Below are 14,740 nucleotides of genomic sequence, written 5' to 3'. Positions count from 1 at the left end.
AGTTTTTACAGGGCAAGCTATGTGTTGCTTTTAGTGCTGCAGGATTTTCTCGAGGAAGTGCTGCGCACGTTCGGAGCGTGCGCTGATGTCGCCGAAGAACTCTTCTTTCGGGCAGTCTTCGATGATCTTGCCGGCGTCCATGAAGATCACGCGGTCGGCCACTTTGCGCGCAAAGCCCATTTCGTGGGTCACACACATCATGGTCATGCCTTCGTGGGCCAGTTGCACCATCACGTCGAGCACTTCGTTGACCATTTCCGGGTCCAGCGCCGAGGTCGGTTCGTCGAACAGCATGACGATCGGGTCCATGGCCAGGGCGCGGGCAATCGCCACACGTTGTTGCTGGCCGCCGGAGAGCTGGCCAGGGTGCTTGTGAGCGTGTGCCGACAAGCCCACGCGTTCGAGCAGTTGCAGGCCCTTCTTGGTGGCTTCTTCTTTGCTGCGGCCCAATACCTTGATCTGCGCGATGGTCAGGTTTTCGGTGATGGTCAGGTGCGGGAACAGCTCGAAGTGCTGGAACACCATGCCTACGCGCGAACGCAGTTTTGGCAGGTTGGTCTTCGGGTCCGCGATGGAGGTGCCATCGACGACGATGTCGCCTTTCTGGAACGGTTCCAGCGCGTTCACGCACTTGATCAAGGTGGACTTGCCCGAGCCGGACGGCCCGCACACCACGATCACTTCGCCTTTTTTAACCTCGGTGCTGCAATCGGTCAGCACCTGGAAGTCGCCATACCACTTGTTGATGTTCTTGATAGAGATCATACGGCAAACCTTTTTTGCAGACGCTTGACCAGCAGCGAGGCGGAAAAGCTGATGATGAAGTAGACGACACCGGCAAAGATCAGGAACTCATTGGAGCGGCCGATGATGTCGCCGTTGGAGCGGGCGGAGTTGAGGAAGTCCACCAGGCCCACGGTGTAGACCAGGGAGGTGTCCTGGAACAGGATGATCGACTGTTGCAGCAGCAACGGCGTCATCTTGCGGAACGCCTGGGGCAGGATGATCAGGCGCATGGTCTGGCCGTAGGTCATGCCCATGGCCTGTGCTGCCGCCATCTGGCCCTTGGGAATCGACTGCACGCCGGCTCGTACGATTTCGCAGAAGTACGCGGCCTCGAACATCATGAACGCCACGACGCAGGAGGTGAACGCGCCGATCGGGGTGTCTTCGCCGGTGATCCAGCGCAGCACGAACGGCACTGCCAGGTAGAACCAGGTGATCACCAGCAGCAACGGGATCGAGCGGAAGTAGTTCACGTAGGCGCCGGCCACGCGGGACAGCAGTTTGTTGGACGACAAGCGCATCAGGGCCAGGAGGGTCCCGATGATAATGCCGCCGACCACGCCCATGACCATCAGCTTCAAGGTCATGACCATGCCGTTCCACAGGCCTGGAATGGCGGGGATGATGCCGCTGAAATCGAAGTCCATTATTTGCCCCCCACGGAGATCAGGCCGGGCACTGCGACTTTCTTCTCGACCACGCGCATCAGCAGCATCAGGCTCATGTTCAGGGTGAAGTAGATCAGCGTGGCCAGGGTGAAGGCTTCAAACAGGTTGGCCGAGAACTCGGCGGTCTGTTTGGTTTGCGCCAGCAGTTCCATCAAGCCGATCAAGGACGCCACGGAGGAGTTCTTGAACACGTTGAGGAATTCCGAGGTAAGCGGCGGAATGATGATGCGGTAAGCCTGGGGCAGCAGCACGTTCCAGTAGATCTGCGGCAGCTTGAAGCCCATGGCGCGCGCCGCGGCTTCCTGGCCGCGTGGCAGCGCCTGGATACCGGTACGCACTTGCTCACACACACGGGCGGCGGTGAACAGGCCCAGGCACACTACGACACTCAGATAGGCCGAGGTGGTCGGGTTCAGATCTTGTTTGTACCAGTCCTGCAGGTTCTGCGGCAGCATGTCCGGTACCAGGAAGTACCAGATGAACAGCTGAACCAGCAGCGGCACGTTACGAAACAGTTCCACGTAGCAGGTCGCGATGCCCGATACGAGGCGGTTTGGCACAGTGCGCATGACCCCCAGAATGGAGCCCAGCAGCAAGGCGATAATCCATGCCACGATAGCGATGGCGATGGTCCAGCCCAGCCCAGAGAGGTACCAGTCGAGATAAGTCTCGCTGCCCACGCCGGTGGACTTGAAGAACACGCCCCAGTCCCAGTTGTAATTCATTAGGGTCTCCCCTCGAGATCGATCGATGTACAAGCACCCGCTTGGGGAAGATCCGTTCCCGCCTGACGTTGAACGCCAGGCACACACGATCGGCTCGAAAACCGCCAGGTCGAGTGTTCCAAGTTAAAACCAGCAGGTAATTACAGACGCCTGAGGGAGGGTTGGCTCCCTCAGGACATAAGCTTAGTCAGGTATCAGATTTTTACTTCTGGCGCTGGTTTGTCGCTTGGGTTAGCGATCAGCTCCTTGACCTTGTCGCTCATCGGGAAGTTCAGGTTCAGGCCTTTCGGTGGGATCGGGCTTTCGAACCATTTGGCGTAGATCTTGTTGATCTCGCCGGACTTGTACAGGGCAACAATGGCGTCATCCACGGCTTTCTTGAAGTCCGGGTCGCCTTTGCGAACCATGCATGCATAGGCTTCGAAGGACTGCGGAGTGCCGGTGATAACCCAGTCATCGGGCTTCTTGGCCTTGGCTTCTTCACCGGCCAGCAGGGCGTCGTCCATCATGAATGCAACGGCGCGGCCGCTTTCGAGCATCTGGAAGGATTCGCCGTGGTCTTTGGCGGAGATAACGTTCATGCCCATCTGCTTGTCGGCGTTCATCGCCTTGATGATGCGCTCGGACGTGGTGCCGGCGGTGGTCACGACGTTTTTGCCTTTCAGGTCGGCAAAGTCAGCGTAGGACGGCTTGCCTTCCTTGTCTTTCTTGACCAGCAGGCGGGTGCCGATTTCGAAGATGTTGACGGTGAAATCAACTTGCTGGGCGCGTTCGGTGTTGTTGGTGGTGGAGCCGCACTCCAGATCCGCGGTGCCGTTCTGGATCAACGGGATACGGGTTTGCGAGGTCACCAGGTTGTACTTGGCTTTGAGGTCGGGTTTGTTCAGGTCTTTTTTCAGTTGCTCGACAACGGCCAACTGGATGTCGTGGGAGTAGCCCACGGGTTTGCCCGAACCATCCGCGATGTAGGAAAACGGAATGGAGCTGTCGCGGTGAGCGAGAGTGATGGTGCCGGAGTCGTTGATTTTCTTCAGTGTGCCGGTGAGTTCGGCGGCAAAAACTGGAGTGCTGATCAGAGCAGCAGCGATAGCTGCGCCCAGGATATGGGGAACGATGCGCATCAATACTTCCTCGACATTTGTTTTTTTTATGAAGCCAGCTGAACGGCTCTCTTGTACAGCGACTGCCCGTGACGGCTCCTAAGGCGCCTCAGGCAATCGTTGAAGAGTGTAGAGCATGAGTCGTGCCATACCGAAAACAAAAGGATAACTACATGATTTATATGAAAATTAAGTTTTTGTTTCGGCAATATTTTCGGTTGATAGTCCGGCAAACCGAATAGGGTAGAGGGGCGTGTTCGGAAAACCGAATAGTCCGTAGGAGCGAGCTTGCTCGCGAAAAACGCAAAAACGCCGCGTTTATGCTGAATAAACGCGGCGCTCTCAGGTTTTTCGCGAGCAAGCTCGCTCCTACGATGGGGCGGTCAGGCGGCTTCGATCTTGCTGCGGTTCTGCTCGACCTTGGACAGGTAGCGCTGCAGGTTTTCCTGCTCCTGCGGTGTGGTGAACAGGCCAAGCTTGGTACGACGCCACAGCACGTCCTGCGGTTGCGTCACCCACTCTTCGGCGCACAGGTAGTCGACTTCGCGGGTATAGAGGCCACCACCCAGGTGGTCACCCAGATCGGCGAGCGATTGCACGCCCTCCAGCAGCCGCCAGGTGCGGCTGCCGTAAGTGGTGGACCAGCGACGGGCGATCTCGCTCGGTACCCAGTCGAACTTGGCGCGGATGGCATCGGCCAGGGCTTCTGGGGTAGTCATATGTTCGCCGCCGGGCAGGCTGGCCGTGGCGGTCCAGCTAGGGCGCATCTGGGTGAAGTACGGCGCCAGTTGGGCCATGGCCGACTCAGCCAGTTTGCGATAGGTGGTCAGCTTGCCACCGAATACCGACAGGATCGGCGCTTCGCCGGTGCCCCCGGACAAGGCCAGGGTGTAGTCACGCGTGATGGCCGATGGGTTGTCCGACTCGTCGTTGCACAGCGGGCGCACGCCGGAGTAGGTGTGGACGATATCGTCACGGCTCAGTTGTTTCTTGAAGTGCGCGTTGACCACTTTGAGCATGTAGTCGGTTTCACCTTCGGTGATCGCCACTGCAGCCGGGTCGCCGGTGTATTCGCGGTCGGTAGTGCCGATGATGGTCAAGTGGTTCAGGTACGGAATGGTGAAGACGATGCGCTGGTCTTCGTTCTGCAGGATATGCGCGTGGGCGCCTTCGTACAGGCGCGGCACGATCAGGTGGCTGCCCTGGATCAAGCGGATGCCGTAGGGCGAATCCAGCTTCAGGTCGTCCTTGATGAATTTGGCCACCCAAGGGCCGGCAGCATTCACCAGGGCGCGGGCGCGGATCGAGAACAGGCTGCCGTCGGCACGCTCCATGTTCATTTCCCACAGGCCGTTGCTGCGATGGGCGCTGACGCAACGGGTTTGCGTATGGATATGCGCGCCTTTCTCGCGGGCCGCCATGGCATTGAGCACGACCAAGCGGGCGTCATCGACCCAGCAGTCGGAGTATTCGAAGCCTTGGGTGATTTCACTTTTCAGCGGGCTGTCTGCACCGAACTTGAGGCTTTTGGAGCCTGCCAGCTTCTCGCGCTTGCCCAAGTGGTCATAGAGGAACAAGCCAGCGCGAATCATCCACGCCGGGCGCAGGTGCGGGCGGTGCGGCAGTACGAAGCGCATTTGCTTGACGATGTGTGGGGCTTTGCCCAGCAGTACCTCACGTTCGGCCAGGGCTTCGCGCACCAGGCGGAATTCGTAGTGTTCCAGGTAACGCAGGCCACCGTGGATCAGCTTGCTGCTGGCCGAGGAGGTGTGGCTGGCCAAGTCATCCTTTTCGCAAAGGAATACCGACAAACCGCGACCGGCTGCGTCTGCCGCAATCCCGACGCCATTGATCCCGCCACCAATTACGGCAACGTCATAGACTTCGGCAAGCGGTGGAGCAGGCAAGGTGGAAGGGTTCATCGGCTGGCCTCGCGATCTTTTCGTCTTGGAATTCGAACATTAATGTTCATTTGCGAAAATGGTAGCTGATAATTGCGGGCACAGCCACCCGACTTCGATTGAAAAAACTCATCGAAGGGTGGGGAAAGGAAGAATTATGAACAAAGGTGAATGTATTGGTGTGAGTGAGGCCGTCATCGCGGGCAAGCCCGGCTCCCACATTTGATCGCATTTCAAACTGTGGGAGTCGGGCTTGCCCGCGATGACGCCTGAACAGGCGCTAAACGACTTCCAGCCGCACCTTGTGCTCATTCAGCACTTGCACTAACGCCGGCACTGGCTGCTGGTCAGTCACCAGGCAGTCCACCAGGCTGATCGGCCCCAGGCGAATCATGGCATTGCGCCCGAATTTGCTGGAGTCTGCCGCCAGAATCACTTGCCGCGCATTGGCGATGATTGCCTGGGAGACTCGCACTTCCTGGTAATCGAAGTCCAGCAGGCTGCCGTCCTCGTCGATCCCGCTGATGCCCACCAGGGCAAAGTCGACCTTGAACTGGTTGATGAAGTCGACACTGGCCTGGCCCACCACGCCACCGTCACGGCGCACATTGCCGCCGGTGAGCAACACATCGAAGTCGTCCTTGGCACTGAGCATGGTGGCGACGTTGAGGTTGTTGGTGATGATTTTCAGGTGGCTGTGATTGAGCAGCGCACGGGCGATGGATTCGGTGGTGGTGCCGATGTTGATGAACAGCGAGGCATGATCGGGAATCTGCGCGGCGATGGCTTCACCGATGCGTTGCTTCTCGTCGCGCATCTGGTCGGCACGCATGGCGTACGCGGTGTTTTCGACACTGGAGTCATAGGCTGCGCCGCCGTGGTAGCGGCGCAACAGGTTGGCGTCCGCCAGCTGGTTGATATCGCGGCGGATGGTTTGCGGGGTGACAACGAATAGCTGCGCCATTTCCTCGATACTGACGTAGCCGCGTTCGCGGACCAGTTCGAGGATTTGTTGTTGGCGGGGAGGCAGATTCATGGGGCGTCCTTTGGGCTGCCATACAAAAGTGGCCCATGATGACGCAGGAATCCGCTCCCTGCCAGTTACAACCTTATTCAGCGCCCTCGTGCGGTTCCCAGTCACGGGTGCGGCTCACGGCTTTTTGCCAGCCGGCGTAGAGTTTCTCTTTGGCCGCCTCATCCAGCTGTGGTTCGAACTCGCGCTCGATCACTGCCTTGCCGCGCAACTCGTCCAGGCTGCCCCAGAAGCCACACGCCAGGCCCGCCAGGTAGGCCGCGCCGAGGGCAGTGGTTTCACGCATTTGCGGGCGTTCGACCTGGGTGCCGAGGATGTCGGCCTGGAATTGCATCAGGAAGTTGTTGGCAACCGCGCCGCCGTCCACGCGCAGGGCCTTGAGGCGTTCGCCCGAGTCCTGCTGCATGGCGTCGAGGACGTCGCGGGTCTGGTAGGCAATCGACTCCAGGGCTGCACGAATAATGTGGTCCACGCGTACGCCACGGGTCAGGCCGAACAGTGCGCCACGGGCATACGGGTCCCAGTAGGGCGCGCCGAGGCCGGTGAAGGCGGGTACCAAGTACACGCCGTTGCTGTCTTTGACCTTGCCGGCAAAGTATTCGGTGTCGTGGGCATCGTTGATGATCTTCAGCTCGTCACGCAGCCATTGCACGGTGGAGCCGCCGTTGAAGACAGCGCCTTCCAGGGCATAGGCCACCTCACCGCGCGGGCCGCAGGCGATGGTGGTGAGCATGCCGTGCTTGGATTTCACCGCCTTGTCGCCGGTGTTCATCAGCAGGAAGCAGCCGGTGCCGTAGGTGTTCTTGGCCTGGCCCGCTTCCACGCACATCTGGCCAAACAGGGCCGCTTGCTGGTCACCGGCAATGCCGCCGATAGCGATGCCGCTCTTGGTGCGACCGTAGATTTCCGATGACGACTTCACTTCAGGGAGCATTTCCCGCGGAATGTCGAGAATCTCCAGCATCTTCGCATCCCATTCCAGGGTGTGGATGTTGAAGAGCATGGTGCGCGAAGCGTTGGTGTAGTCGGTGACGTGGGTCTTGCCGCCGGTAAATTTCCAGATCAGCCAGCTGTCGACAGTGCCGAACAGCAGTTCGCCATTGCGGGCACGTTCGCGGCTGCCTTCGACGTTGTCGAGGATCCACTTGAGTTTGGTGCCGGAAAAGTACGGGTCGGTCACCAGGCCAGTGGTGTCGCTGATGTATTGCTCATGGCCGTCGCGCTTGAGCTGCTGGCAGATCTCGGTGCTGCGGCGGCACTGCCAGACAATGGCGTTGTAGATCGGGCGGCCGGTGACCTTGTCCCAGACCACGGTGGTTTCGCGTTGGTTGGTGATACCGATGGCGGCCACCTGGTCATGGTGCAGGCCGGCCTGGGCCAGCGCCTCGACCATCACCGCGCTCTGGGTGGCGAAGATTTCCATCGGGTCATGTTCAACCCAGCCGGCCTGCGGGTAATGCTGGACGAATTCACGCTGGGCGGCACACACCACGTTGGCGTCACGATCAAAGATGATCGCCCGGGAACTGGTGGTGCCCTGATCAAGGGCAATGATGTAGTTCTTATTCTGAAGGTCGGTCATGTCAATTGCCTTGGACGAAATAAGGAAGTCAGAAATCAGCCTGGGCCGCGAAGGGCAGGGGACCAGGCTGGCGCTTTCAGGAAATACGAGTCTTGCCGTTGACAGCCGTGTCAGGTGTTTCTTCAGCTAAAAACGGTGCGGCGCTCGGCAGGTGGCGGGCAATCAGCCCGCGATAGGCCGCGGCACCGAGGCATGCGCCGACGATCGGGGCGAAAATCGGCACCAGGAAGTAAGGAATATCGCGACCGCCAGTAAAGGCCATTTCACCCCAACCGGCGAAAAAGGTCATCAGCTTGGGGCCGAAATCCCGTGCGGGGTTCATCGCAAAGCCGGTCAGCGGGCCCATGGCGCTACCGATCACGGCGATCAGCAAGCCGATCAGCAGGGGCGCCAGCGGGCCGCGTGGCAGGCCATTGTTATCATCGGTGAGCGCCATGATCACACCCATCAGGATCGCGGTGATGACCATTTCCACCAGGAACGCCTGAGCCGTGCTCAGTAGTGCATGAGGATAGGTGGAGAACACCGAGGCCAATTCCAGGCTGGCTTGGGAGCCGCGGACCATGTGGTGGGTTTGTTCGTAATCGAAAAACAGATTGCTGTAGAGCGTGTACACCAGGGCGGCGGAGCAAAAGGCTCCGGCGACCTGGGCAAGAATATAGAAAGGCAGTTTGCGCTTTTCAAAATCGGCAAAGATGCACAGGGCGATACTGACCGCCGGGTTGAGGTGAGCCCCGGAAATACCGGCACTCAGGTAGATCGCCATGCTCACGCCGACCCCCCAGATGATACTGATTTCCCACAAGCCAAAGCTCGCACCCGCGACCTTGAGCGCGGCGACGCATCCTGTACCGAAAAAAATCAGCAGCGCGGTGCCCAGGAATTCGGCCATGCATTGGCTCGAAAGTGAAGGCTGTTGAAGAGCAGTTGTCATGGAAAACCTCAATTGTTGTTCTTGTCTTGCGCACGGCCTCAACGGGCAGCTGCGCGATATTCACCGCGAGAAGGATCCCCATCCTGGATCGCGGCTTACTGCGGAGTACCAGAGGATAATTCCTATGGTATTCGGAAACGAAAAAATATAGACAAGAATGACCGCTGTCAAAGGTCGAAAGTGAACCATTGGTCATTTCCGAACTATTGGTGTGGTGAATGATCATGGCCAAGGCGCATTGCTTTAGCGGTGATAGGTCTGTGCTAGAGCGTTTTAGGTAGGCTTGGCCTAGAATTGGCCATCAGTTTGCCCGCCCGGAGCCGCTATGACCCCTGCATTGGACCTGTTGAAAAAAGTTCGCGCCGAACATCGTGTGCATAGTTATGAACATGATCCCAAGGCCGCCTCGTATGGGCTGGAGGCCGCGGAGAAACTGAGCCTGGACCCGGCCCAGGTGTTCAAGACGCTGTTGGCGAGCAGCGAGAAGGGTGAATTGTTGGTGGCGGTGGTGCCGGTCGTCGGAAGTCTTGACTTGAAAGCCCTGGCTCACGCTGCGGGTGTGAAGAAAGTCGAAATGGCTGATCCGGCAGCGGCGCAGCGCACCACGGGTTATCTGTTGGGTGGCATCAGTCCGTTGGGGCAGAAAAAGCGCTTGCGCACGTTTATCGATGAAACGGCGCAACCCTTTGCAACGATTTTTGTCAGTGCGGGCAGAAGGGGCTTGGAAGTTGAATTGCCAGCGGCGGTGTTGGCTGAACATACCCAGGCCAAATTCGCACCGATCGGTCGGGCCTGATAATCATTTTTTGAAGTCTATGAGGATCAAATGTGGGAGCTGGCTTGCCTGCGATAGCATCAACGCGGTGTACCAGATAACCCGAGTTGTCTGCATCGCAGGCAAGCCAGCTCCCACAGTTTGACCCGGTTTTGTCAGTGAGCGACGCTGTGGCGGCGCACGCCTGACTCAACAGCAGGAATCTGCGCCGCTGTGCTGCCGGATGCCTGGAACACCACCAAATGTTCAGCCGCCACACGGATCCCCACCTCTGCGCCCACTTGGTGATCGGCATGGCTGGGGAAAATCGACTCCAATTGCGCGCCGGTCGGCAGCTGTAACCGGTACAGCGTTGAGGCGCCGAGGAAGGTCTTGCCGACGATCCGGGCTTTCAACGCGCTGTCCGGTGCGTAAACGATGTCATCCGGGCGCAGCAGTACATCCACCGCAGCACCGGTTGGCAAGGTGTAGGCACGGTTGCCGCGCAGGTCGCCCAGTTCAGTGCTGACCGATTCCGGCGAGCTCAGCCGACCACGGATGAAATAACCCTGGCCGATGAAACTGGCGACGTAAGGCGTCTGCGGTTCGTGATAGAGGTTGTAGGGCGTGTCCCACTGCTCTAGCCGGCCTTCCTTGAAGACCCCGACGTGATCGCTGACGGCGAAGGCCTCTTCCTGATCATGGGTCACCAGGATCGCGCTGGTGCCGCGTGCCTTGAGGATGTCGCGCACTTCATGGCTGAGCTTGCGGCGCAGTTCTCCATCGAGGTTGGAAAAGGGTTCATCCAGCAACAGCAGTTGCGGTTCCGGCGCCAGCGCGCGGGCGAGGGCGACGCGTTGTTGCTGACCACCGGAAAGCTCATGGGGGAAGCGCTTGCCCAGGTTCTTCAAGTTGACCAGTTCCAGCAACTCGGCGACCACGCGCTCTTTTTGCGGGTGTTTGCGAATGCCAAAGGCGATGTTGTCAGCCACGCTCAGGTGCGGGAACAATGCGTAGTCCTGGAACACCATGCCGATGCGACGCTTCTCCGGCGCAAGGGTGAAACCGGCACGGGAGATGACGTCGCCCGCCAGGCTGATTTCGCCTTCATGCACCGGCTCAAAGCCTGCAATCGCGCGCAGGGTAGTGGTCTTGCCGCAGCCCGAAGAGCCGAGCAGGCAACCGATATCGCCGGCGTTAAGGTGCAGGTTGAGGTTCTGCACCACACGTTGGTCTTGATAGCCGCATGCCAGATTGCGCAGGTTCAGCAGTAATGGCTGGCTCATGCGTGGTGGTACGACGGTGGTACGAGGAATTCGAGCAAGGCTTTTTGCGCATGCAGGCGGTTCTCGGCCTGATCCCACGCGACTGAGCGCGGATCGTCGAGCAGGTCCTGGCTGATTTCTTCGCCCCGGTGGGCGGGTAGGCAGTGCATGAACAGCACGTCCGGCGCGGCCAGGTCGAGCAACGCGCGAGTCACTTGGAACGGCGCGAATTGGGCCAGGCGCTTGGCGGTTTCGTCTTCCTGGCCCATGGAGGTCCAGACGTCGGTGCTGACCAAGTGAGCGCCGACCACTGCATCTTTTGGATCGCGCAGCAGTTGCACACGACCGTCGGCCTTGGCCATGAACTCGGCGCTGGGCTCGTAGCCTTCAGGGCAGGCGATACGCAGGTGGAAGTCGAACTGGATCGCTGCTTCTATATAGCTGTTGCACATATTGTTGCCGTCGCCGATCCAGGCCACGGTCTTGCCTTGGATCGAGCCACGGTGTTCGAGGAAGGTTTGCATGTCGGCCAGCAACTGGCAGGGATGCAGGTCATCGGACAGGCCGTTGATCACGGGCACACGGGAGTTGGCGGCAAATTCGGTCAAGGTGCTGTGGGCGAAGGTACGGATCATCACGGCATCGAGCATGCGCGACATCACGATGGCGCAATCGCTGATCGGCTCACCACGGCCCAACTGGGTGTCTCGCGGTGACAGGAAGATCGCCTGGCCACCCAGTTGGATCATGCCGGCTTCGAACGACAGGCGCGTGCGGGTCGAGGACTTTTCGAAAATCATCCCGAGCACACGGTTTTTCAACGGCTCAAACAGTACACCGCGGTTACGCAGGTCTTTAAGCTCAATGCCTCGACGGATCACGCTGACCAGCTCTTCGGGCGTGCAATCCATCAGGGAGAGAAAGTGCCTTGCGCTCATCATTAACTACCTTTTGCAACAGACCGCAGATACTCAAAGCCTTGTTTATTGCGACAACGGGCGAGACCTGCGGCGAAAGCCGCACGGGGCGACGAAATAGGGGAAGACGCGATATTGACATTAAATGTCGCGTTTTACCAATAGGGGCTACGGTTTTAGGGGTGTTCAAGCAGGGCGCTGACGCGCGTTTGAAGACGATTTCCTGACAGCAGCGAGCCATTTGTACACTGGCGTCCAGGCCTTTTGCAATGCGCGGGGGCGGGCTTGGGCCAGGTCGCGTCGGTTTCAGCGCCTGTGGGCAAGGTTTCTGAAACATTTGCTCATGCTTAGCCATGCCCTGGCCTATGCCCGTCGATTCACAGCGCGAAGGTTGCTGGCGCCCCAGGTGGTCGCGGCCCATAGTTGAGCCAAAGCCCCTATAAAAGAGACTGGCCATGACCAAGACTCTCCATCACCGTGCCTGCCACCTGTGCGAAGCCATCTGCGGCCTCACCCTGGAAACCACCCAAGCCGAAGACGGTAGCCTGGCGATCACCTCGATCAAGGGCGACCCTCTGGACAGTTTCAGTCGCGGCCATATCTGCCCCAAGGCCGTGGCCCTGCAGGATATCCAGAATGACCCAGACCGCCTGCACCAACCCATGCGGCGGGTGGGCAGCGAATGGCAGCCGATTGCCTGGGATGAAGCCTTTGCCCTGGTGGCCGAGCAGCTGGCTGGTATTCAGGCGAGGCACGGCCAGAACGCGGTGGCGGTGTATCAGGGCAACCCCAGTGTGCATAACTATGGGTTGATGACCCACAGCAACTACTTTCTAGGGCTGTTGAAGACGCGCAATCGGTTTTCCGCGACCTCGGTAGACCAGCTGCCTCATCACCTCACCAGCCACCTTATGTACGGCCACGGCCTGTTGTTGCCCATTCCCGACATCGACCAGACCGACTTCATGTTGATCCTCGGCGGCAACCCGCTGGCCTCCAATGGCAGCATCATGACCGTGCCTGATGTGGAAAAACGCCTCAAGGCCATCCAGGCGCGGGGCGGAAAAGTGGTGGTGGTCGATCCTCGGCGCAGCGAGACAGCAGCCATCGCAGACCAGCACGTGTTTGTGCGCCCCGGCGGCGATGCGGCGTTGTTGTTTGGGGTGCTCAACACGTTGTTCACAGAAGGGCTGACACGCGACAGCCATTTGCCGGTGGAAGGCCTGGATGATGTACGCAAGGCGATTGCCGGCTTCGATGCCGAGGCCATGAGCCGCCAGTGTGCGGTGCCTGCCGAGCAGATTCGCCAGCTGGCCAGGGACTTCGCCGGCGCTGACAAGGCCGTTTGTTATGGCCGCATGGGTGTCTCGACCCAAGCGTTTGGCACGTTGTGCCATTGGCTGGTGCAACTGATCAACCTGGTAACCGGCAATCTGGACCGCGTCGGCGGCGCGCTCTGCACCAGCCCGGCAGTGGACCTGGTGGCCTCCACCAGCGGCGGCCATTTCAACCGCTGGCAGAGCCGCGTGTCTGGGCGCCCGGAGTACGGTGGAGAACTGCCGGTGTCGGCGCTGGCCGAAGAAATGCTGACCGAGGGTGAAGGGCAGATCCGCGCCTTGGTGACGGTGGCCGGCAACCCGGTGCTGTCCACGCCGAACGGTCGTCAATTGGAGCAAGCACTGGACGGCTTGGAATTCATGGTCAGCATCGACCTGTATATCAACGAGACCACGCGTTATGCCGACCTGATCTTGCCCTCCACTTCGGCGCTGGAAAACGATCATTACGACACCACCTTCAATCTGTTTGCGGTGCGCAATGTCACGCGCTTCAATCGTGCCATCCTGCCCAAGCCGGAAGGTGCGCTGCATGACTGGGAGATCTTTGTCGGCTTGGCCAAGGCATTTGCGGCGCACACTGGCGCGGTGCTCAAACCCACCCTGCCGCCGGCGCAGATGATCGATTTCGGGCTGCGCGCGGGTGCCTACGGTGACGCATCCAGTCATAAGCTATCGGTGGCGATGCTGGCAGATCATCCCCATGGCGTGGACCTGGGACCGCTCAAGCCCAACCTCGTGGCGCGTTTGAAAACGGCGGATGGCAAGGTGCAAGCGGCAGCGGCCGTGATCCTGGCAGACCTGGCGCGTTTCGCCGCGCAGCCGGTGCCGGTGGCCGACGAACTGCTGCTGATTGGGCGACGGCATGTGCGTAGCAATAATTCCTGGATGCATAATTATCACCGGCTGGTGAAGGGTAAGCCACGCCATCAACTGTTGATGCACCCCGACGATCTGGCCAGACGGCAGTTGAGCGATGGCCAACGGGTGCGAGTGAGTTCGCGCACCGGCATGATCGAAGTGGAAGTAGTGGCCAGTGCAGACATGATGCCGGGTGTGGTCAGCCTGCCTCACGGCTGGGGCCACGGTCGCCCGGGCGTGCAGATGAGCATCGCGAGCAGCCAGCCGGGGGCCAGTGCCAATGACTTGACCGACGAGCGGCAATTGGATGAGTTGTCGGGTAATGCGGCGCTCAACGGCGTACCGGTGAAGGTGGCGGCGGCCTGAGGATCCTGCTGGATTTTTGCGTTACAATGCGCCACCGTGCCGACCCGTGAGTCGCAAAGTTCCTGCAGAGGTGTTCCATGGATATCATCGAAACGATCAAAGAGCAGATTGCCAACAACACCATTCTGCTTTACATGAAAGGCGCTCCAAACGCGCCTCAGTGCGGTTTCTCCGCGAAAGCGTCCCAGGCCGTGATGGCATGTGGCGAGAAGTTCGCTTACGTGGATATCCTGCAAAACCCTGAAATTCGCGCCAACCTGCCAAAGTACGCCAACTGGCCGACTTTCCCGCAGTTGTGGGTAGCCGGTGAGCTGGTTGGCGGTAGCGACATCATCACCGAGATGGCAGCGGATGGTTCCCTGCAAGCGCTGATCAAGGACGCAGCGGAAAAAGCAGCGGCCAAGACTGACGCCTAATTGGCGAGCAATAAAAAAGCCCCGCTTCTCACAAGAGAGCGGGGCTTTTTTTGAGCTTTTCTGTAGGAGCGAGCTTGCTCGCGAAGAGCGTCAAC

At 59.4% G+C, this 14,740-nt stretch carries 13 protein-coding genes; 3 read left to right on the top strand and 10 right to left on the bottom strand.

From position 1 onward, the window contains the following. Positions 1 to 30: 30 nt before the first annotated feature. From ODQ19_RS00510 to ODQ19_RS00475, 8 genes are all read right to left on the bottom strand, one after another. On the bottom strand, positions 31 to 765 hold the full coding sequence (locus ODQ19_RS00510) for an amino acid ABC transporter ATP-binding protein (protein ID WP_007916729.1): 735 nt from the start codon (positions 763 to 765) through the stop codon (positions 31 to 33). Beyond that, positions 762 to 1,433, bottom strand: coding sequence for an amino acid ABC transporter permease (locus tag ODQ19_RS00505; protein ID WP_056790065.1), 672 nt, complete (start codon positions 1,431 to 1,433; stop codon positions 762 to 764). The genes ODQ19_RS00510 and ODQ19_RS00505 overlap by 4 nt, the downstream gene beginning before the upstream one ends. Continuing rightward, positions 1,433 to 2,179, bottom strand: a complete 747-nt coding sequence (locus tag ODQ19_RS00500) for an amino acid ABC transporter permease (RefSeq protein ID WP_056790068.1) — start codon at positions 2,177 to 2,179, stop codon at positions 1,433 to 1,435. The genes ODQ19_RS00505 and ODQ19_RS00500 overlap by 1 nt, the downstream gene beginning before the upstream one ends. Before the next feature lie 194 nt (positions 2,180 to 2,373). Continuing rightward, positions 2,374 to 3,300 carry a glutamate/aspartate ABC transporter substrate-binding protein gene (locus ODQ19_RS00495; protein WP_003188957.1) on the bottom strand — a complete coding sequence of 309 codons (927 nt, stop codon included), beginning with the start codon at positions 3,298 to 3,300 and terminating at the stop codon, positions 2,374 to 2,376. 362 nt (positions 3,301 to 3,662) lie between these two features. Continuing rightward, positions 3,663 to 5,201, bottom strand: a complete 1,539-nt coding sequence (gene glpD, locus ODQ19_RS00490; protein WP_116667819.1) for a glycerol-3-phosphate dehydrogenase — start codon at positions 5,199 to 5,201, stop codon at positions 3,663 to 3,665. A gap of 259 nt (positions 5,202 to 5,460) precedes the next feature. Then, positions 5,461 to 6,216: a DeoR/GlpR family transcriptional regulator gene (locus tag ODQ19_RS00485; RefSeq protein ID WP_003188962.1), complete on the bottom strand. Its 756-nt coding sequence runs from the start codon at positions 6,214 to 6,216 to the stop codon at positions 5,461 to 5,463. Between the two features lie 73 nt (positions 6,217 to 6,289). Continuing rightward, a complete protein-coding gene (glpK, locus tag ODQ19_RS00480) occupies positions 6,290 to 7,795 on the bottom strand; it encodes a glycerol kinase GlpK (protein WP_330209056.1) in 1,506 nt (501 codons plus the stop codon). Positions 7,796 to 7,871: 76 nt separating this feature from the next. Further along, the gene (locus tag ODQ19_RS00475; RefSeq protein ID WP_330209055.1) at positions 7,872 to 8,729 is read right to left on the bottom strand and encodes an MIP/aquaporin family protein; all 858 of its coding nucleotides are present in this window, start codon (positions 8,727 to 8,729) and stop codon (positions 7,872 to 7,874) included. A gap of 325 nt (positions 8,730 to 9,054) precedes the next feature. Between ODQ19_RS00475 and ybaK the strand changes: the two genes are divergently transcribed. After that, complete coding sequence (gene ybaK, locus ODQ19_RS00470; protein WP_330209054.1) at positions 9,055 to 9,525, top strand: Cys-tRNA(Pro) deacylase; 471 nt, start codon at positions 9,055 to 9,057, stop codon at positions 9,523 to 9,525. 134 nt (positions 9,526 to 9,659) lie between these two features. Here the strand turns inward: ybaK and ODQ19_RS00465 are convergent, their stop codons facing one another. Together ODQ19_RS00465 and argF are read right to left on the bottom strand one after the other, a co-directional pair. After that, positions 9,660 to 10,769 (bottom strand): ABC transporter ATP-binding protein, encoded by a 1,110-nt coding sequence (locus ODQ19_RS00465; RefSeq protein ID WP_330209053.1) that lies wholly within the window; start codon positions 10,767 to 10,769, stop codon positions 9,660 to 9,662. Further along, positions 10,766 to 11,686 carry an ornithine carbamoyltransferase gene (gene argF, locus ODQ19_RS00460; protein WP_003188973.1) on the bottom strand — a complete coding sequence of 307 codons (921 nt, stop codon included), beginning with the start codon at positions 11,684 to 11,686 and terminating at the stop codon, positions 10,766 to 10,768. The genes ODQ19_RS00465 and argF overlap by 4 nt, the downstream gene beginning before the upstream one ends. A gap of 434 nt (positions 11,687 to 12,120) precedes the next feature. On the opposite strand from argF, the gene ODQ19_RS00455 reads away from it, so the two are divergent. Both ODQ19_RS00455 and grxD read left to right on the top strand, forming a co-directional pair. Beyond that, a complete protein-coding gene (locus ODQ19_RS00455; protein ID WP_330209052.1) occupies positions 12,121 to 14,229 on the top strand; it encodes a molybdopterin oxidoreductase family protein in 2,109 nt (702 codons plus the stop codon). Between the two features lie 77 nt (positions 14,230 to 14,306). Next, positions 14,307 to 14,645, top strand: coding sequence for a Grx4 family monothiol glutaredoxin (grxD, locus tag ODQ19_RS00450; RefSeq protein ID WP_034126465.1), 339 nt, complete (start codon positions 14,307 to 14,309; stop codon positions 14,643 to 14,645). The last annotated feature ends 95 nt before the right edge of the window (positions 14,646 to 14,740 follow it).

Source organism: Pseudomonas sp. AM4(2022) (assembly GCF_036346515.1).
In the GTDB taxonomy this organism is placed as follows: domain Bacteria; phylum Pseudomonadota; class Gammaproteobacteria; order Pseudomonadales; family Pseudomonadaceae; genus Aquipseudomonas; species Aquipseudomonas paracarnis.
This window is presented reverse-complemented; position numbering and strand designations above follow the sequence as displayed.

Coding starts and splice junctions, on each gene's coding strand:
- ODQ19_RS00510 (WP_007916729.1), bottom strand. CDS start 765: ATGATCTCTATCAAGAACATCAACAAGTGGTATGGCGACTTCCAGGTG.
- ODQ19_RS00505 (WP_056790065.1), bottom strand. CDS start 1,433: ATGGACTTCGATTTCAGCGGCATCATCCCCGCCATTCCAGGCCTGTGG.
- ODQ19_RS00500 (WP_056790068.1), bottom strand. CDS start 2,179: ATGAATTACAACTGGGACTGGGGCGTGTTCTTCAAGTCCACCGGCGTG.
- ODQ19_RS00495 (WP_003188957.1), bottom strand. CDS start 3,300: ATGCGCATCGTTCCCCATATCCTGGGCGCAGCTATCGCTGCTGCTCTG.
- glpD (WP_116667819.1), bottom strand. CDS start 5,201: ATGAACCCTTCCACCTTGCCTGCTCCACCGCTTGCCGAAGTCTATGAC.
- ODQ19_RS00485 (WP_003188962.1), bottom strand. CDS start 6,216: ATGAATCTGCCTCCCCGCCAACAACAAATCCTCGAACTGGTCCGCGAA.
- glpK (WP_330209056.1), bottom strand. CDS start 7,795: ATGACCGACCTTCAGAATAAGAACTACATCATTGCCCTTGATCAGGGC.
- ODQ19_RS00475 (WP_330209055.1), bottom strand. CDS start 8,729: ATGACAACTGCTCTTCAACAGCCTTCACTTTCGAGCCAATGCATGGCC.
- ybaK (WP_330209054.1), top strand. CDS start 9,055: ATGACCCCTGCATTGGACCTGTTGAAAAAAGTTCGCGCCGAACATCGT.
- ODQ19_RS00465 (WP_330209053.1), bottom strand. CDS start 10,769: ATGAGCCAGCCATTACTGCTGAACCTGCGCAATCTGGCATGCGGCTAT.
- argF (WP_003188973.1), bottom strand. CDS start 11,686: ATGAGCGCAAGGCACTTTCTCTCCCTGATGGATTGCACGCCCGAAGAG.
- ODQ19_RS00455 (WP_330209052.1), top strand. CDS start 12,121: ATGACCAAGACTCTCCATCACCGTGCCTGCCACCTGTGCGAAGCCATC.
- grxD (WP_034126465.1), top strand. CDS start 14,307: ATGGATATCATCGAAACGATCAAAGAGCAGATTGCCAACAACACCATT.